Source organism: Sorangium sp. So ce394, assembly GCF_051474665.1.
In the GTDB taxonomy this organism is placed as follows: Bacteria; Myxococcota_A; Polyangia; order Polyangiales; family Polyangiaceae; genus Sorangium; species Sorangium cellulosum_D.
Genome location: NZ_CP150339.1, coordinates 11,163,311 through 11,182,052, shown reverse-complemented (window position 1 = coordinate 11,182,052; position 18,742 = coordinate 11,163,311). Strand labels below are relative to the sequence as shown.

Annotated in this window: 12 protein-coding genes; 5 read left to right on the top strand and 7 right to left on the bottom strand. The window is 72.9% G+C overall.

Translation table 11 applies throughout. The features are described 5' to 3' along the window. Nucleotides 1-47 precede the first annotated feature (47 nt). The 3 genes from WMF33_RS41310 to WMF33_RS41300 all read right to left on the bottom strand — a co-directional run bounded on the left by WMF33_RS41310 (nt 48) and on the right by WMF33_RS41300 (nt 6,717). On the bottom strand, nt 48-1,205 hold the full coding sequence (locus WMF33_RS41310; RefSeq protein WP_437333745.1) for an alcohol dehydrogenase catalytic domain-containing protein: 1,158 nt from the start codon (nt 1,203-1,205) through the stop codon (nt 48-50). A 251-nt stretch (nt 1,206-1,456) separates the two neighbouring features. Continuing rightward, on the bottom strand, nt 1,457-2,209 hold the full coding sequence (locus WMF33_RS41305) for a hypothetical protein (RefSeq protein ID WP_437333744.1): 753 nt from the start codon (nt 2,207-2,209) through the stop codon (nt 1,457-1,459). 482 nt (nt 2,210-2,691) lie between these two features. Beyond that, nucleotides 2,692-6,717 (bottom strand): protein kinase domain-containing protein, encoded by a 4,026-nt coding sequence (locus WMF33_RS41300; RefSeq protein WP_437333743.1) that lies wholly within the window; start codon nt 6,715-6,717, stop codon nt 2,692-2,694. Between the two features lie 227 nt (nt 6,718-6,944). Here WMF33_RS41300 and WMF33_RS41295 point away from each other — a divergent pair, with 227 nt between their 5' ends. Then, nucleotides 6,945-8,372, top strand: coding sequence for a serine/threonine-protein kinase (locus WMF33_RS41295; RefSeq protein WP_437333742.1), 1,428 nt, complete (start codon nt 6,945-6,947; stop codon nt 8,370-8,372). Between the two features lie 93 nt (nt 8,373-8,465). Here the strand turns inward: WMF33_RS41295 and WMF33_RS41290 are convergent, their stop codons facing one another. Continuing rightward, on the bottom strand, nt 8,466-9,233 hold the full coding sequence (locus WMF33_RS41290; RefSeq protein ID WP_437333741.1) for a hypothetical protein: 768 nt from the start codon (nt 9,231-9,233) through the stop codon (nt 8,466-8,468). Between the two features lie 787 nt (nt 9,234-10,020). Here WMF33_RS41290 and WMF33_RS41285 point away from each other — a divergent pair. Together WMF33_RS41285 and WMF33_RS41280 are read left to right on the top strand one after the other, a co-directional pair. Continuing rightward, nucleotides 10,021-10,779, top strand: a complete 759-nt coding sequence (locus WMF33_RS41285; protein WP_437339566.1) for a DNA methyltransferase — start codon at nt 10,021-10,023, stop codon at nt 10,777-10,779. A 45-nt stretch (nt 10,780-10,824) separates the two neighbouring features. Continuing rightward, nucleotides 10,825-11,784, top strand: a complete 960-nt coding sequence (locus WMF33_RS41280) for a gluconeogenesis factor YvcK family protein (protein WP_437333740.1) — start codon at nt 10,825-10,827, stop codon at nt 11,782-11,784. 21 nt (nt 11,785-11,805) lie between these two features. Here the strand turns inward: WMF33_RS41280 and WMF33_RS41275 are convergent, their stop codons facing one another. Continuing rightward, the gene (locus WMF33_RS41275) at nt 11,806-13,692 is read right to left on the bottom strand and encodes an APC family permease (protein WP_437333739.1); all 1,887 of its coding nucleotides are present in this window, start codon (nt 13,690-13,692) and stop codon (nt 11,806-11,808) included. Between the two features lie 790 nt (nt 13,693-14,482). On the opposite strand from WMF33_RS41275, the gene WMF33_RS41270 reads away from it, so the two are divergent. Together WMF33_RS41270 and WMF33_RS41265 are read left to right on the top strand one after the other, a co-directional pair. Beyond that, complete coding sequence (locus WMF33_RS41270; RefSeq protein WP_061624036.1) at nt 14,483-14,869, top strand: hypothetical protein; 387 nt, start codon at nt 14,483-14,485, stop codon at nt 14,867-14,869. A gap of 178 nt (nt 14,870-15,047) precedes the next feature. After that, a complete protein-coding gene (locus WMF33_RS41265) occupies nt 15,048-15,671 on the top strand; it encodes a hypothetical protein (RefSeq protein WP_437333738.1) in 624 nt (207 codons plus the stop codon). On the opposite strand, the gene WMF33_RS41260 is transcribed toward WMF33_RS41265, so the two are convergent. Together WMF33_RS41260 and WMF33_RS41255 are read right to left on the bottom strand one after the other, a co-directional pair. Beyond that, entirely contained in the window at nt 15,604-16,890 is a 1,287-nt protein-coding gene (locus WMF33_RS41260; RefSeq protein ID WP_437333737.1) for a multidrug effflux MFS transporter, read from the bottom strand. The genes WMF33_RS41265 and WMF33_RS41260 overlap by 68 nt on opposite strands. A gap of 154 nt (nt 16,891-17,044) precedes the next feature. Further along, complete coding sequence (locus tag WMF33_RS41255; RefSeq protein WP_437333736.1) at nt 17,045-18,673, bottom strand: N-acyl-D-amino-acid deacylase family protein; 1,629 nt, start codon at nt 18,671-18,673, stop codon at nt 17,045-17,047. Between the last annotated feature and the right edge of the window lie 69 nt (nt 18,674-18,742).

Genomic DNA, 18,742 nt, shown 5'->3' with positions numbered 1-18,742 from the left:
CGCGCCTGGACCTCCGCTTCATTGCCGCGCCTCGGCCGGCCGGGCGTTCAGGTCTTCAGCACGACCTTCACGCAGCCGTCTTTCTTCCCATTGAAGAGATCGTACCCCCGCGCGGCCTCGGCGAGCGGGAGCCGGTGCGTGATGACGTCGTCCGCGCGCAGCTTGCCCTCCCTGATCCACCCGAGGAGCTTGTCCACGTGCTTGTGGACCGGGGCCTGGCCGAAGCGCACGGTCACCCCTTTGTCGAAGAGCTGCCCGAGCGGGAAGTTGTCGTACGGCATGCCATACACGCCGACCACGCTGACGACCCCGCCCCGTCGGACCGCGCTCACCGCCAGCTTGAAGGCGACGAACGAGCCGATCTGCCCGTGAACCATGCTGGAGATCTTCTCGAGCGGCGTCCGGTGCGCCTCCATGCCGACGGCGTCGATGCAGACGTCGGCGCCGCGGCCGCCGGTCGCCGCTCGGATGAACTCCAGCGCGACCCCCGACTCCACGTTGACGGTCTCGGCCGAGGCGATCTCGCGCGCCTTCTCCAGCCTGTACTCCTCCCGATCGACCCCGATCACGCGCGCTGCGCCGCGGAGCCAGGCGCACTTCATGGCCATGATGCCCACCGGCCCGCAGCCGATGACCGCCACCGTCTCGCCGCCCTGCATCCCGGCCCAGTCGACGGCGGTGTAGCCGGTCGGGAGGATGTCCGTCAACAACAAGACCTGCTCGTCCGTCAGGTCGTCATCGACCTTGCGCGGCCCCACGTCGGCGAACGGCACGCGGACCATCTCGGCCTGCCCGCCCGCATATCCGCCATACAGGTCGGTGTACCCGAAGAGCCCGCCCCCCTTCGAGCTGATGACGTTCCCCTCGGGCCCGTAATGTCCCGGGTTCGAGCGCTCGCAGTGCCCAGGCAGGTCCCTCTCGCAGAAGAAGCAGCTCCCGCAGGCGATGGCGAAGGGCACGAGCACGCGATCGCCCGGGCGGAGCCGCTTCACCTCGCTCCCCACCTCTTCGACGATCCCCATGAATTCGTGCCCGAGGACGAGCGGCTTCGCCTGCGGGATCAGCCCATTGTAGATATGCAGATCCGAGCCGCAGATCGCCGTGCTCGTCACCCGCACGATCGCGTCGGTCGTCCGCAGCAGGGCCGGCGCGTCGACGGTGTCCACGCTGACATGCTTTGGGCTGTGAAACACGAGCGCCTTCATTCGCCCTCCTCGCCTTCGTGCCGTGGGACCGGGGCGAAATGTCTGCAACCTGTATGCCCCTCTGCCGCGTCCGGCGACGAGAGCGCCGAGGGTGCGCCGGCAGCAGGGCGTCAAAGCGCACGGCCGGGACGAACGAGGGCCGGTTCACGGGCGGGCTCTGCGCTCGCTTGGCGCGGAGACCCCCGGAGACGGAGCGGGCGAGGCGCGCCGCCCCGCGGATCACGGCGGCGCGGGGTGGCAGGCGGGCGCGCTCAGGGGAACAGCGGCGTGCAGAGCGGATAGAAGGCTGAGAAGTCGGGCCGCTGCAGAAACACCGTCACGACCTCGTCGTAAGGGGTCGTCATGGACTTGCCCCCCTGGGTGGTCACCGTCGCCTCGCACCGCTCGTAGCCCTCGAGGGAGGCGTTCTTGCACACGCTGGCCTTCGGGGCCGTCAGGTCGCGGCACGGGCCCAGGAACTTGAGGCTGCAGTCGTCCTTCGACGCGCACGTTCGCTCAGGCGCGAAGTTGGTCTCGTTGCCGGCGCACGACAGCTGGAGCAACGCGCCGCCGCAGGCGTACATCCGCGAGCCGATGTCGCCGAGCTCGTCGCGCTTGCCGAGCGGCTGGAACACGTTGCCGAAGAAGGAGATCTCTTCCTGCTGATAGGCCTGCCGCTCCGCGCTGTCCGCGGTCAGCGCCGGGTGGCGGCCGCGCAGCGAGATCGCGACCTCGACGCCGTACCCGTTCACGTGCGCGAGCAGGCACGCCGTGACCCAGCGCTGCGCCTTCTCGGGGAGCGGGGAGCGCAGCCAGTCGGGCGCGAGGCCGATCCGCCCCTCGAACTTGTACGTCGTGCCGTCCGCCTCGCCCACGAGCGCCTTCCCCTCGGGGAGCGCGCAGGCGATGGTGTAGCGGAGGAGCTCACGGCCGTCCTCGTCGCGCAGCAAATCCGTGGTGGCCAGCGTGCGGCCGTCCGCCGTGAGGCGGTTCATCGAGAGGCTGTTCATCGAGAGGCGATTCATCGAGAGGCGATTCATCGACAGCCGGTTCGCCGATATCACCTCTTGTTCCGACGTGCCCACCGCCTCCTCGGAGCCCGGATCGGCGCTCGTGACACAGCCGAACAACGCAAGGCAGGGAATCGCAACAACCGTCCGTAGCGCGGTAAGCCTCATGGGGTGCCTCTCTTTTCGAGTGCGGTGGGGTTTGCTGAAATTGCTGCAATCGTCGGGCCATGCCTGACCGCTCCCGCCCGCGTCGCACCGACGGTGGAACACCGCACGGTCAGGCTCCGCATCGCACCCGGTCGACGTCCGCGGCAGCCCCTACATCGTCCTCATGCCCGGCGCTGAGGCGAAATGCATCAGCCCGACGGCCCGCCGCGCCCGCGCTCGTCACATTGCGCGCTTTCAGCCCGAATTCTCGCTCCCTGACGCGCGCTCGAAGCGCCGGCGCCGCGACACCCTCTCGCCACGCTGAGGCGATTTGCACCGGGGTTCAGCGCTCACCCGGGCGCAGCTTTGGTCACTCCCTGCGCGCCCGCGTGCGCGTCGCCCTCGGACGGCTCGGCAGGCGCCGGCAGCAGCGCCGCCACCGCCTCGAAGCGGGGCTGCCACATGCGGCAGCCGGCGAGGACGGGCCGCGCGCGCTCGAGCGCCGCCGACGCCTCGCGGTGACGCCCGGCGGAGGCGGCCACGCGCGCACGGAAATAGAGCACCTCGAGCAGCTCCTCCACCGGCAGGGTGCGCTCCGCGAACTCGGTGAGCGCCTCCCAGCCGTCCCCCTGCTCCTCCGCGCCCGCGGGGACCTCGAGCCCCTCGGCCGCGAGCACCAGCTTCAGCGTCCGGAACAGCGCGAACAGCGCCGGCGCCGAAGCGTCGGGGCTGCACCGCTCGGCGACCCACGCGACGAGGCGCGCCGCCTCCACGAAATCGCCGCGCGCCGCCTGGATGCGGGCGATGAGCAGGGCGTCGTCCGGGGCGTCGCGCTCGCCGAAGCGCTCGTCGAGCACGCGCGAGCGGCGCGCCAGCGCGAGCGCCTCGTCCTCGCGCCCGCACCAGTGCAAGAGCTCGGCGAGGTTGTGCGTCGCGACGTGCTCGGGCCCGGGGTTGCCGATCTCGCGCGCGAGCTCGACCGCGCGGCTCAGGTCCTTGAGCCCGCGCTCGGGCGCGCTCAGCGCGGCCCACAGGTAGGCGCGGTTGGCGTACGCCGAGCAGAGGTGCAGCCGATCCTTCCGCTCCTTGGAGAGCGCGATCACCTCGCAGAAGCGCGCCTCCGCGTCGGCGAGCCGGCCCGCGATCACGAGCGCCATCGACAGGAGCAGCAGCGAGATGACCCGCGTCTCCTGGTCGCCCTCGGCCGCGGCGCCGGCCGCCGCGCGGCCGAGGAGCTCGATCGCCTCCGCCACCCGCTGCTGCCGCCAGCACGAGCGGCCGAGCGCCATGAGCAGGCGGTTGTCGAGCCGGAGGTCCCCGAGGCGCTCGACGATCTCGCGCGCCTCGGACGCGCGCCGCGCCGACGCCGCGTAGTCGGTCGCGTGATCCAGCGCCGTCGCCTCCTCGAGCAGGAGCTCGGCGGTGAGCCGGTCGTCGCCGAGCCCCCGCGCGAGCTCGCGCGCGAGCTCGAGATCCGCGAGCGCCTCGGGGATCCGGTGCAGGCAGTACCGCGCCTTGCCGCGGCCGGCGAGCGCGCGCGCGCGCCCCCGCGCGTCGTCCTCGGGGAGGAGCGCGAGCGCGGCCGTGTAGCGCTGGTCGGCCTCGACGTTCCTGTGGCTCGCCGCCGCCCGGTCGCCGAGCGCGAGGTGGGCCGACGCCGCCGTCGCCCGCTCGCCGCACGCGGCCGCGTGCCGCGAGAGGTGCCCGAGCCCCCGCAGGTCCGGGGCGCCGGGGTCCACGCGCGCCCGCCAGAACGCGAACGCGTGCGCGTGGATCGCCTGGCGCTGGGCCGGCGCGAGCGCGTCGTAGACCGCGTCGCGGAACGTCGCGCTCTCGAACGCGTAGACCCCGCGCTCGCCGCGCGCGAGCAGGCCTAGCTGGGCGAGCGCGCCCAGGCCGACCCCGGCGTCCATCGGCGTGCTCGCCCCGCCCGCCTGCTCGATCTCGTCCTGGATCGCCTCGACCTCCTCCCGGGTGAAGTCGGGCCCGAGCGCGGAGCAGAGCCGCACGCACGCCGCGAGCTCGGGCGAGAGCGCGTCGAGCCGGCGCGCGGCCAGCCACTGCCACACGGGCAGCGGCGGGAGCTGATCGAGCGCGGCGGTCGCCACGTAGAAGGCCCCGGTCGGGCGCCGCTGGACCGCGCCGGTGCGCTTCAGCGCCCGGACGAGCTCGGTCAGGGTGGACGGGTTGTACCCGGACCAGCCCGCGAGCTGCCGGAGCGCGGCCTCGGGCGGGTACTCCGCGGGCAGGAGGAGCTCGGCCGCGAGCCGCATCGCGTCCTGCTCCGAGAGCCGCCCGAGCGCCGCCCGATCGTGCCGCTCGGCGCGCGCGCCCCAGCTCCGGCGCATGTCCTCGAACCTCGGGTGCGCCGCGACGAGCACCCAGAGCGGGCAGCCCGGCGCGTCGAGCGTCGCGAGCTCGAGCGCGTCGAGCGCCGCGTCGTCGGCCCAGTGCGCGTCGTCGAGGAGGACCGCGACCGGCGCCTCGCGCGCGCGGCGGCGGAGCCCCTCGGCGATCGCGCGCATCGTGCTCTGCCGCAGCGACAACGGCGACGCGTCCGCGGCGTCCGGCGGCGCCCACCCGAGCGCCGCGGCCACCGCCGTCCACGTCTCCTCGGCGAGCGCCTCGCCGAGCCGCTCCGCGCAGCGCGCCCGCGCCTCCTCGGGCCGAGCGGCGGCGTCCACGTCGAGCACGCGGGCGAGGAGCTGGCCGGACACGCGCTCGCCCGCGAGCGGCTGCGCCGCGCGCAGGGCGATGAGCTGCGCCCCCTCCTGCATGCGCCGGACGAGCGCGGCCGCCTCGTCGATCAGGCGCGACTTGCCGAGGCCCCCCTCGCCGATGAGGGTGAACAGGCCCGGGCTCCCGCCGGAGAGGCTCGCCTCCATGCTCACCGCGAGCGCGCCGACGATGTCGTCGCGGCCGACGAGCGGCGCGGCGCTCGCGGAGCCCGGCGGGCGGTCCGATCGCTCTGCGAGCCGGTAGAACGCGGCGAAGGGCGCGGGCGAGAGCGCGGCGTCGCGCGAGAGCCCGCGGAGCTCGCCCTCCGGCAGGGCGCGCACGAGGTCCGCGGTGAGCACGACGCCGCGCCAGTCGCCCCGCGGCATCCAGGCGTCGGGCTGCTCGACCGGCGCGCCGTAGACCGCGGGCGGCCCCTGCTCCTTGCGGCGCACGATCAGCCCGGCGATGTGCACGGCCGCGCGCCCGGCGCGCCGCTCCTCGACCTCGCGGGCGACCGCGATCGCGGCGCTCACCGGATCGTCGGCGTCGAGGCCCGAGAACACGCACACGAGCCGGCCCCCGCGCTGCCTCGCCACGAACCCCTTGCGCGCCGCGACGGCGCTCATCACGAAGGCGGCGGCGCCCCTGGCCTCGACCACGAGCACGACCGCGGGCTGGCGGCCCTCGGTGAGCAGCGCGCCGCGCGCGGGCTGCGCGTTCGGCGCGGGCTGCGCGCCGCCCGGGCGCGCCTGTTCGAGCGCGCGTCGCAGCGCGGCGACGTCGGGCGGACGGCGCTCGGGCTCCTTCGCGAGGCAGGCGAGGACGAGCCGCTCCAGCGCGTCAGGCACGGCGGCGAACTCGTGGGGGCGGTGCGGGCGGAGCGCGAGGTGGCCGTGCTCGATCTCGCCCCGATCGCCGGTGAACGGCGTCCGCAGCGTCAGGAGCTCGTAGAGGATCACGCCGAACGCGTAGATGTCCGTGCGCTCGTCCTGGATCGGGTCGCCGCGGATCTGCTCCGGGGCCATGTACTCCGGGGTGCCGATGACCGTGCCGCGGGGCGTGAGGCCCTCGTCCTCCGGCGCGCGCGCGTGCTTCGTCAGGCCGAAATCGAGGAGCGCGAGGCGCTGCCCCCCCTCGGCCAGGAGCAGGTTCTCCGGCTTCAGATCGCGGTGGATCACGCCCTTTTCGTGCGCCGCCGCGAGCGACTCGAGGATGGCCGTGCCGAGCGTCACGACGTCCTCGGCGGCCGGCGGGGCCTCGAGCTCGGCGAGCACGTCGGCGAGCGTCCTGCCGCGGATGAGCTCCATCGCGATGTACGGCCGCCCGTCGCGCAGCGCGCCGTGCGCGACCACCCGGGGCACGTGCGGCGGGCCCACCTGCGCGAGCGCCTCCGCGTCGCGGCGGAATCGCTCCACCATCGGCGGGCTCGCCCACCGCCCGACCTTGAGGGCGACGGGCTCGCCGCCCTCGGTCGGCGCCGCCTCCCATACCGTGGCGAAGCCGCCCGCGCCGATTCGCCCGAGCGGCGTCATGCCGGGCAGCGACGGGGCGGGCTCCTGCGCCGCGTCGAGGGGGTCGCTCGGCGGCGGGAGCCAGGCGTCGCGCGGGCAGGGCTTCGTGCCGGAAATGCGGCGATGGCAGACCTGACAGCGCGGCAAGCTGCCTCCTTGGACGAGAGCTTAGCCCGTTCGACGGCCCGGACGAAGGCTTCCTCCTCCCAGGCCACGCCGATGGAACGGGGTGTGCTTCTTCCGCGAGCGTGTGGCAAGAGACCGTTCGCTCGGTGGCCCCGACCCAGGACGATGTGGCGCAAAGGGCCGTGTCGGATCGGCGGGACGCGCTCGACACGGCGTGCGGCGGCGGCGCAGGTGAGGCGGTTATGTGCATGGACACTTGCGCAGCGCCCGCGTCGTCGGGCCGCCCGCAGACGCTCCCCGCGGGCAGCCGGGTGGGCGACTACGTGGTCGAGCAGAGCATCGCTCACGGCAGCTTCGGCGTCGTCTACCGCGCCGTGCACGCGGAGAGCGGCGAGCGCGCGGCGGTCAAGGTGCTCCACCCGGAGCTCGTGTTCACCCGCGACGCAGTCGTGCGGTTCGAGCGCGAGATCCAGGCGATCCGGCGGATCGACCATCCCAACGTGATCCGCATCCTCGATTGCGGCGAGATCCCCGGGGGCCGGCCGTTCTTCGCGATGGAGCTCCTCCGCGGGGTCGATCTCCAGTCGTACATCACCTCGCGCGGCAGGCTCTCGCCGGAGGAGGCGCTCGAGATCCTGGAGCCGGTCTGCGAGGCGCTGTCGGCGGTCCACAGGAGCGCGATCGTGCACCGGGATCTCAAGGCCTCGAACGTGTTCATCGCCGACGAGGGCGGCCCTGCGCGCGTGATCCTCCTCGACTTCGGCGTCGCCAAGGTCCTCGACGACGCGGGGCCGGGCATCACGGCGCCGACGCACCTGCTCGGCACGCCGGCGTGCATGGCGCCCGAGCAGATCCGGGGGCAGGCGGCGGACCCGAGGACGGACGTCTACGCCCTCGGCGCGCTCGCCTATTACATGCTGACAGGCAAGCTCCCGTTCCTCGACTCGATGCTCGCGACGCTCCTGCACATGCACCTCTGGGTGCTCCCGCCGAGCCCGAGCCGCGAGGCGCCCGTGAGCCCCGAGCTCGACGGCGTGGTGCTCCGCGCGATGGCCAAGGACCCGGCCGCGCGGCACCAGACGGCGGCGGAGTTCATCGAGGAGCTCCGCGCCGCCGTGGCCGCGGCGCGCAAGAGCGTCGCGCCGCGGCCGGGGAGCCCGGAGGAGCGCCGGGTGGGCGCGATCCACGTCGAGGTGCGCGCGGCGTGCGGCGCCGCGGACGAGCCCGACGACGCGCTGCTCGCCGACATGGATGCGGTGCTGCCGCGCGCGTCGCGCTTCCTCGCGGCGCGGGGCTTCGGCGCGGCGATGGAGACGGGCAATACACTGCTGTTCTTCAGGGAGCTCGCCGCCCCGGCGCCGTCGGACCGGGCGTCGCGGCGGGAGATCGTGGAGGCCGCGCTGCTGCTCGAGCGCGAGCTCTCCGAGCGCGGGGGGCGCGACGCGCGGGTGCACGTGAACCTCTGCCTGCACGCGGGTCGGGCGCTGATGCGCGCTTCGGAGGTCGTCGGCGGAGAGGTCATGGATGTCGAGGCGTGGGCGCCGGAGGTCGAGCTGCCCGGCGTGCTCGCGACGGCGGCGATGCTCGACGGCCTCGACGTCGACGCGGAGCCGCTGGAGCGCGCGCCGGAGCTCCTGCGGGTGGCGCGCCTCTCGGCGGCGCCGCGCTCGCGCTAGCTCCGTGCACCGGAGATCCTGGCGAGGCGCAGGGTCGACCGGCGCGGCGGCGGCGCGGGAGGCGCGGGAGGTGCGGGAGGCGAGAGCGCGCCGCTATTGCGGCACGGGGAGCGCGGCATCCGAGTCCGTGAGCCTCCCGATCGCGATATCGCGCATCTGCTTCGAGTAGTACGTCGAGCCCGCTTGTGGGCTCCAGGTGTATCCCACGATCGCGCCGGTGCTGTTGCTCGCATAGAGGCGCATGTCGCCCCGCCCGACGCCCGGGTGCCAGGAGCCGTCCCACTGGCGCCGGGTGTCCGTCATCCCGTGGCCCGTGGTGCTCGCGTCGAGGACGGCGAGCGTGTACTGGGTCGTGCCCGCGATGAGCGGATAGGTGCCCGAGCGGGGCACCGCGGCGCTCGCCGCGATGGCGACGTGCCCGGAGGCCGTGGTCCCCGACGGATACTCGATGGCGATGATGTCGCCCGCCTGGATCTGGTCCACCGTCAGGATCTCGTCGAAGCCGTCCTCCGCGACGATCCTGTCGTGGTAGAGGACGGCGTTGGGGCTCGTGCTGCCGAACCACGCGGAGATGTCGTAGGTCGACAGGCCATAGGCCCGCTTGATGACGTGGGTGACGAACGAGGCGCACAGGCTGCGGCTCCGGTACTCGGTCGCCCCTTCGACGCCGGCCCAAGAAACATAGGTCGTGCCGCTGCCGTATTCGTTGTTCTCCGGGGCGATGTGCGCGACGAGGGTGTCGGCCCAGTAGAAATGGCTGGGCGCCTCGATCGACTGGCCCGCTGCCGGGAGCGGCGCGAGCAGGCTCAATCCCGCCAGGGCAAAGGCTGGAAGCGCGCGAACGACGGATCGTGAGCTCATGCACTTCATTGCACTCATGGTTTCCTCCCGTGTGGAATCGATGGTTCCGCGTGGGGTGATCTCACCCGATGCCGGCGGCTCGGCGAGCGTCGCGGCGGAGCTCCGGCAAAGCGAAGTGGGGCACGAAGCTACCCAACATACGCCGGTCGCTCGGCCGCTACAATCGCCGTCGCAGCCGTCGCCGCGGCGCTCGGCTCCGCGCGATTCGACGCTTCGCTCGCCCACGCGCCACAGTTGGCTTCATTCGAACAGCGTTCCCTCCATCTCCACAGCGCGCCTTCTCCGGACGACATCCGTGCACGTCTTCAGAGGGACGCGCGGCGGCGCCCACCGCGGGCGCGCGGAGCGGCGGTGATGCGGTGATCGCGGCCGGCCGCCCTCGTCGAACCCCGCTATCCGGAGGGCAGGGGTGACGGCCCCCGCGCGCCAGGGCGCGCTCCCCCGGCGCCGGCCGGCCCGCCGGCGGGGCCGCCGGCGCCTATTTCCGCCGTTTTGTTGACAGATCCGCGCAGTTCGATTGGATGGCCACGTGCCCCCCGTGAAGCGCGCATCGACCGACCTCCACCCCGTCCTGACGCTCGGCGACTCGTTGGATCACTATGCCTCGTGGCCGAGGCCCACGGTGATCGTCTCCGACGGCGCGTATGGCGTCTCCGGCTTTCCCGGCGACCCCCCGACGCACGAGGGGCTCGCCGCCTGGTACGCGCCCCACGTCGCCGTCTGGTCGGAGCGCGCCTTGCCGTCGGCCACCCTGTGGTTCTGGGGGACCGAGGTCGGCTGGGCGACCGTGCACCCGCTGCTCGCTCAACACGGCTGGGAGTACCGGAGCTGCCATGTGTGGGACAAGGGGATCGCCCACATCGCCGGCAACGCGAACACCCGGACGCTGCGCAAGTTCCCGGTCGTGAGCGAGGTGTGCGTGCAGTACGTGCGCAAGGTCCTGCTGGAGAGCGGCGGCGTGCGGCTGCCCCTCAAGGCCTGGCTGCGGCACGAATGGGAGCGCTCGGGCCTCCCGCTGCGCCAGACGAACGAGGCGTGCGGCGTGAAGAACGCCGCCACGAGGAAGTATTTCACGCGCTGCCATCTCTGGTATTACCCCCCCGCCTCGGCGTTCGAGCGGATCGTCGCGTTCGCGAACGCGCACGGCCGCCCCGAGGGGCGGCCCTACTTCTCGGTCGACGGCAAGCGGCCGCTGACGGGCCATGAATGGGCGAGCCTGCGCGCGAAGTTCCATTGCGAGGTCGGGGTGACCAACGTCTGGCACGAGCCCGCGGTCCGCGGCGCCGAGCGCTTCAAGGAGGAGACTCGCTCCGTCCACGGCAACCAGAAGCCCCTCAAGCTGCTCGATCGCATCATCCGGGCGTCGTCCGATCCGGGCGATGTCGTCTGGGAGCCGTTCGGCGGGCTCTGCTCGGTCGCGGTGGCGGCGTTCGCGGCGGGGAGGCGCTGCTACAGCGCCGAGATCGCGCCCACGTACCACGCCGTCGCCTCGAGCCGCCTCGCGAAGTGCATGCCGCAGCCGCGCGCCGCGATCTCGGCGGCGTGACGGCCGGTGTCGGCCCCGCTCGCCCGCGTGGTACCCTGCTCCGCCATGGCGACGCCGAAGATCGTGACGGTGGGAGGAGGAACGGGCCATTACACGCTCCTCACGGGCCTGCGCGACCTGAGCGCCCGGATCACCGCGATCGTGACCATGATGGACTCGGGCGGGAGCTCCGGCAGGCTCCGGGACGAGTACGGCCTCCTGCCCCCGGGCGACTTCACGCGTTGCCTCGTCGCCCTATCCGAGCACCCGGACGCGCTGAAGGAGCTGCTCAGCCACCGCTTCCGCTCGGGGAGCCTCGGCGGCCACACCCTGCGCAACCTGATATTCACCGCGGTGCAGGAGATCACCGGCTCGCTCCCCCTCACGGTCGAGCGCCTGCACGAGATCTTCTCCGTCAAGAACCGCGTCCTCCCCGTCACGATGGACCATGTCGATCTCGTGATGTGCCTCGAGAACGACCGGACCATCCGCGGGGAAGCGTCGATTGACAACCTCTCTGACATGCTCGATGCGCCGGTGCTCTCGGTCTATCTCGACCCGGAGGCCGTGGCCTATCCAGCCGCGCTCGAGGCGATCGCGGACGCGGATCTCATCATCCTCGGTCCGGGCGATCTCTACACGAGCCTCGTGCCGAACCTCCTCGTCAAGGGGGTGCGCGAGGCGATCGCGGCGAGCCGCGCGCGCGCGCTGTTCGTGTGCAATCTCATGACGAAGCCCAACGAGACACCCGGCTACACGGTCGAGGACTTCGTGGGGACCATCGCGATGTACCTCGGCGAGGCCCGGCTCGACGCGGTGCTGTTCAACGACGTGTGGCCCTCGGCCAGCCTGCCGGAGTACGCCTCCGCCGGCTCCGAGCCGGTCGTGACCTCGCCGGACCGGCGGCTCGCCTCCGACCTCCTCGTCCCCGCCGATCTGCTGTTCGGCGGCAAGCTGATCCGCCACGACCCGCACAAGCTCTCGGCCGCGATCGTGTCGCTCGCCAAAGAGCGCGCGTGGTGGTGAGCTCCGCGGGCGCTCGGCCCGTCACGCCGCCTTCGGCGCGTCGTACAGGTAGAAGGGCGTGTTGACGATCACGATGCCCTTCCCGCCGCGGAAGAGCAGGAGCCATTTGAGGATCGAGGCGGTGTGGTTGTGGAGCAGGTAATGGTACCAGTGTGACTCGACCACCTCGGGCACGACGACCGCCACCTGCCGATCCGGGTGGGCGCGGGCGACGGTGGTGACGAAGCGGAGCAGCGGCCTGAAGAGCCGCCGGTAGCGGGACCGGACCACCACGAGCCGCGGCGCCGCGATCCCCTTCGACCTCGCGGGCTCCTCCACGAGCTCGCGCCACTCGCCGCTGAGGTCCTCGACGCGCGGGTCGTCGAGGAGCACCTGGAGCGCGTAGACCTCGGGCGAGAGCTGGAGCGCGAAGCGGAGCCCGTTCTGCGCCACGAGGTCCCAGCGCCGGATCGGCACCACCACGATCGGCGGGGGCGGCGGGGTGAGGTCGAGCGGCTGGTGGCCGCGGACCGCCTCGTCGAGCTGCTCGTAATGCCCCCGCACGCTGCGGAAGATGAGATAGGCCGCGATCACGAGCAGGGTCGAGATCCACGCCCCCTCGGCGAACTTCGAGGCGATGATGACGACGAGCGTCGCGGCCGTGGCCGTGGCGCCGATCGCGTTGATGGCGAGGTGGAGCCGGAAGCGCTTGCCGCGGACCCTGTACCAGTGCGCGACCATCCCCGCCTGCGACATCGTGAAGGCGAGGAAGGCGCCCACCGCGAAGAGCGGGATGAGGGCGTCGGTGATCCCGTGGAAGGCGACGAGCAGGATCGCCGAGAGCCCGGCGAGGACGCCGATGCCGTAGGAGAAGGCGAGGCGCCTGCCGCGGTGGATGAACGGCTCTGGCAGGAAGCGATCGATCGCGAGCAGCTGGCAGAGGCGCGGGAAGTCGGCGAAGCTCGTGTTCGCGGAGAGCAGGAGCACCGCCACGACCGCGGTCAGGGTCGCGTAGTAGAACGGGCCGCGCCCGACGACGGCGGCCACGACCTGCGAGAGGATGCTCTGATACCCGCTCTTGCCGGGCTCGGTCGCGGTGATGCCGTAGGCCTGCGTGAGGATCGCGATCCCGGCGAGCAGGATGCCGAGCGAGGCCACGATGTACGAGAGCGTCCTGCGCGCCTGAAGGCTGCTCGGCTTGCGGAAGGCGGGGACGCCGTTGCTCACCGCCTCCACGCCGGTCATCGCGGTGCACCCGCTGGCAAACGCGTGGCAGAGCAGCGCGAGGCTCGCGGTGCCGAGCGTGGCCGGGTGCGAGGGCGGGGCGACCACGGGCGCCGGGTGCCCTCCCTGGAGGAGCGTCTTGCCGACGCCGATCGCGATCACCGCGAAGAGGCAGCCGAGGAACGCGTACGTCGGCGCCATGAACACGAGCCCCGCGGTGCGGAGCCCGCGCAGGTTGGCCGCGGTGAGCACGATGAGGACGCAGAGGCACAGGGCCAGCGTGTGGGGCAGCAGCGAGGGCACCACGGAGACGAGCGCGCCGACGCCCGCGGAGACGGCGACCGCGACGTTGAGCACGTAGTCGAGGAGCAGCGCCGCCGCCGCGACGAGGCCTGCAGACGTGCCGAGGTTCTCCTTCGCGACGATGTACGAGCCGCCGCCGTTCGGGTAGGCGACGATCGTCTGGCGGTACGAGAAGTAGACGATCGCGAGCAGCGTGATGATCAGGGCGCTGAGCGGCACGATGTAGCGGAGGCCGAGCGTGCCGAGGGGGAGCAGCACGGTGAGCGCCGCCTCGGGCCCGTACGAAGCCGACGCGAGGGCGTCGAGCCCGAGGACCGGGATCCCGGAGAACGGGCCTATCTGTTCCTTCTCCTCCTCATCCGAAGCCAGCCGCCGGCCGAACAGGAGCGTCGTGAGGGACATGCGCGTGACGGCTGAGCAAACGATGTGCCTCGGAGAGCTCCTTCGCGCGCGCGCCATCGGGCGCGGCGTGCACACGCGGATCGCCGCGCGCGCCGCGGTATTTTCAGCGATGTCAGCGCAATGCTGGCCGAGCACGCGCGCTGCTTCGTGCGAGCGGCCGGCAGCGACCGAATGCGATGCCGGACCGACCGCTCCTCGTGGCGCCCAGGCGCCTCGCTCGGGCCCGATCGAGCACAGGCGCTCGCCTTCGAATCGTCGACGACGCGCGCGGCCACGCGGTCGGCGTCCGCGGAACGCTCCACGCGCGCGAGGAGAAGACCCCGTCGTGCCGCGCCGCGGACGACCTCCGTGCTCTCCTCGTCACCTGGTCGCCTGGCCCCGGCCGACCGCCAACGTCCTCGACCGCCGCAACCTCGTTGAGAGCGTGAAAAGTAATATAAGCTACGCGTTGCGAGGTGTGTTCCCTGGATCGCCGGACGCTCGCCTGGCCCCGCCCACATCGCCCTCGCGGACGGAGCCGCGCCGGGCTCCGTGCGCGTCCCGGTGTCCTCGTCGGAGCGCCGACGGCGCGTGCGCCCTTGGGGCGAGATCATTTGCCACGCCCGGCCAAGTTGCCCCATCGCCGGCGAGCGCCCGCGCACGCGCTCGCCCTTGCTGCTGGCGCAGGCGGCTCGAAGCGCCGTCGCTGCGCCGCCCGTTGCGCGATTCTCCAGACTGGTATGTGCTTCGCATAGAGCCGGGAGCTATCGCCATCTCAGAGGCTTGATCATTCAGGACGAGGTAGAGCGCTATGAGCACCATCGGTAACGACCAGTACACTTCGACCGGGTACAAGAACGGGATCTACGAGGGCGGCTCGCAGGAGGCCGGCTCGCAGGAGTCGAGCTCGCAGCAGGCGCAGGGCGGCGACGGCGGGATGAGCCTCGACATGCTGCTCAAGTTCGCCAAGGACGTGCAGAGCAAGGTCAAGGACGTCCCCTACATCGTTCCCATCGCGATCGGCGGAGCGGCGTTCGCGATCGGCGTGCTCGCGAGCTCGAAGATCCTGCGCCAGCTCACCCTCCTCGCCGGCGGCTACGTGGTCAAGTACGCGATCCAGAACGCCCCGAAGGATCAGATCGTCGACTTCGCGAAGAAGGTCGTGTCCGACTCGTTCCGGGCCTCGTCGAGGGCCTGATCCAGCGACCCACGGCGGTATGTGCAGGGTCGCTCGCCGGAGCGCGCAGCGCTTGGCGATGGCAGCCGGAACCGGCCCTGACCCAGCCTCCGCCGCGCCGACGGCGCACGCGCTCCCGTCTCCTCGCACGAAGCGATGGGGGCGCGCGCGCCGCCCGCGCACGGGTCAGGAGGACGCCATGCATCTCCACGAGAGCTTCGAGGTCCGCTGGTTTTTGCCCGTCGACGACGCCCGGGTGCAGCGGCTCACGTCGTGGTTTTCGGGCGCGCCGTCGTCCGGGCCGCCGCGGACCGACCGCTACCTCCGCGTCCAGCGCGCCGATCTCGGGATCAAGATGCGCGGCGGGGCGGCGAGCCTGGAGACGAAGTTCCGGCGCTGCGCCTTCGGCCCGATCCACTTCTCGCCCACGATCCTGGGCGAGCTGGAGCGGTGGACCAAGCTGTCTCACCGGTCGACGGACGCCGATGACGGGGGGCGCGGGTGGACGACGCTCAGGAAGGAGCGCCGGGTGCGGGTGTTCGGGCTGGCGAGCGGCCGCGTCGCCGAGGCGACGGGCGAGAGGATCCCCGGCGCCGGGTGCGCGGTGGAGCTGACCCGCGTCGACCTCGTGGACGGCAAGGGCACCGCCGCGCCGGCGGCGTGGACGCTCGGGCTCGAGGCGTTCGGCCCGGAGGAGAGCCTGCTCGAGGCGCTCTACGGCGTGGGCCGGGCGGTGTTCGCGGAGCAGCCCGACCTCAGGCTGGAGGCCGCGGACTCGAAGGGATATCCGGCGTGGCTCGCCGAGAGGTCGGCGGAGCGGTGAGGCGGTGCGCGGCCGACGCGGCGCTCGCGTCGAGCCGCCGGGCCGCCGCGCACGCGAGCGATGAGGCCGCGCCGCAGGCGGCCATGACGGCCGCCATCGGCCGCATGGTGCCGTCGTTCAGGAGACCGACCAGCGACGAGGCGCAGGCCGCGATCGCGAAATGAACCGAGCCGAGCGCCGCGGAGGCGAGCCCCGCGCGCGCGGCTTGCCCGTCCATCGCCAGCGCCGTCGCGTTGGCGTTGATGAAGCCGAGGCTCGCCACGAACGCGAAGATCGAGCCGACCACGGCGGTGAGCCCGCCCCAGCGGCTGACCGCGACCGCGAGGAGGACCACGCCGAACGCCGTGGTCGCGGCCGTCGCCCGCGCGAGCAGCCAGGCGGGCGATCTCCGCGTGAGCAGCCGGTGGTTCAGCTGGGAGGCGGCGATGAGGCCGAACGCGTTCGCGCCGAAGATCCAGCCGTAGTGCTGGGGCGAGACGTGAAACAGCTCGATGAGCACGAACGGCGAGCCCGAGATGTACGCGAACATGCCGGCCTGGCCGAAGGCGCCCGTCAGCGTGTACGCGACGAAGGCGCGATCTCGCCCGAGGGCGCCGAGGTGCGCGCCGATCGCGCGGAGGTCGAGCCGCTCGACCCGAGAGGCCGCCGTCTCGGGCAGCGCGGCGGCCATGAGCGCGAGGCAGCCGAGGCCGAGCGCGGCGAGCAGCGCGAAGATCACGCGCCAGCCGGCGACGAGGAGCATCCAGCCGCCGAGGGTCGGCGCGAGGATGGGCGCGGCCCCCATGACGAGCATGAGCAGCGAGAGCAGCCGCGCGGCGGCGGCCCCGCCATAGAGATCGCGGACCACGGCCCGCGTCACGACCTGCCCCGCGGCGCCGCCGACGGCCTGGAGGAAGCGGAGCGCGATGAGCGACTGCACGTTCGGCGCGAGCGCGCACCCGAGCGACGCGAGCACGTAGAGCGCGAGGCCGACGTACAGGGGGCGCTTGCGGCCGAACCGATCGGTCAGCGGCCCGTAGGCGAGCTGCCCCAGGCCGAGCCCCGCGAAGTAGGCGGCGAGCGTGAGCTGCACCGCGGAGGCGGTGGTGCCGAGCTCGCGCTGCAGCGTCGGCAGGCTCGGCAGGTACATGTCGATGGAGAGCGGGCCCAGCGCCATGAGCGCGCCGAGGACGAGGGCGAGGAAACCGGGGCTCCTTCGCGGGATGAGCGAGCTCGGCATCGTTGGCGGACGAGCTATGTAGGGCACACGCCGTCCCTCGGCCAGGGACGCTCGGCGGCCGCGGCGGACGAGGGCGCCGCCACGTGCGCCGGCGGCGCGGCGTCGCTCCGTCGAGCGCGCCGTGGCGCACGTCCGTCGCGCCGCGACCGGCCCTCTACCTGCGCAGCACGCGCCCCTGCCGCGTCTTGCTCGTCAGCGCGCCGTCCTGCGCCACCGCCTCGCCGGCGATCAGGACGGCTCGGATCCCCGACGGCGGCGCGTCCGCTCGCCGCGGCGTCGTGTTGTCCGCCACCGCGGCCGGATCGAAGACGACGAGATCCGCCCAGTGCCCGGGCGCGATGCGCCCCACGCCGCGGAGCCCGATCCGCTCGGCGGGCAGCGAGGTCATCCGGCGCACGGCCTCCTCGAGCCGGAACATGCCGAGGTCGCGGCTGTAGTGGCCGAGCACGCGCGGGAACGTGCCGAACGACGCCGGGTTGTGCCGGCCGCGCCGGGTGAGGATGGCGTCGGTCTCGAACGCGCAGAGCGGGTGCGAGAGCACGGTCCGGAGCGGCTCGTCCCGCGCACCCACGCCGGAGTACGTGTCCAGGAGGACGCGCGCCCGGCCGTCGCTCACGCGGGCGACGTGCACGTAGGCGTCGAACGCGCTCTTGCCGAGGCGCCCCGCGATCTCCTCGAAGTCGAGCCCCTCGAGCTCGGCGAGCTCGGGCGCCGCGCCCCAGAGCAGCCGGATGTCGGCGTACTCCAGCCCGAGGAGCAGCCGGAACATCGCGAACTCCCGCCGGAGTCTCCGGAGGACCGCCGGGTCGTTGATGCGGGCGCGAAAGCCGTCGAGCACCCACGCGGGGAAGAGGGCGTTCACCGTGGTGTTGCCGACCGTGTAGGGGAACGCGTCGAACGCGGCGTCGACCCCTCGGTCCACGGCCCGCTCGATCGCGCGGAGCACCCACGGCACCGTGGGCCACGTCCGACGGCCGATGAAGATCTGGTGCGAGAGCTGGATCTTCGCGCGGCCCTCCTCGGCCAGGCCGAGCAGCTCGCGGACGGAGCGGAGGTTGTGCGGCGGGCCGAGGAGCAGCGGCCTGTAGAACGGCGAGACCCACGTGTAGGCCCGGCCGTGGACCGTGAACACGCCGCCCTCGTCGGCCACGGTCCGGAGCAGGCCGAGGAGCTCGTCCCTGCGCGCGAAGACCCCCGGCGTGTAGGCCAGCCCGGCCGAGAGCCCGAACGCGCCCTCGCGGAGCGACGCGCGCGTGAGCGCGCAGAGCGCCGCCATCTGCTCCGCGCTCGGGCGAGCGGCGCTGTTGCCCATGACCGCCTGACGGAGCGTGCCGTGGCCGACGAGGAGCGCCGCATTGACGAGCAGCCCGCCGCCCTCGAGGGCGCTCAGGAGCTCGCCCATCGATCGCCACGGATAGGCGAGCGCTCCGTCCTTCAGGATCTCCGCGGAGCGCTCCACCAGCGGGATCGACGCGTCGGTGACCGGGGCAGGGGAGTGCCCGCAATTGCCCGCCACCACGGTCGTGATGCCCTGGGCGACCATCGGCGCGAGGACGCGCTCGTGGTCCGGCAGCGGGAGGAGCCAGTCGACGTGCGAGTGGACGTCGATGAAGCCGGGGGCGACGGCGAGCCCGCCGGCGTCGAGCGTGCGCCCTCCGCGGAGCGCGCCTGGCCCGGCGATCGCCGCCACCTTGCCGTTCTGGATCCCCAGGTCCGCCAGGTAGCGAGGCTGGCCGCTGCCGTCGAGGATCGTCCCCCGCGAAACGACGAGATCGAACTCCATCGGAAACCCCCTGTCGGTGAAGCGTCGCTCCGCCCGAACGAGCGCGCGTGCCCGGCGAGCGCCACGAGG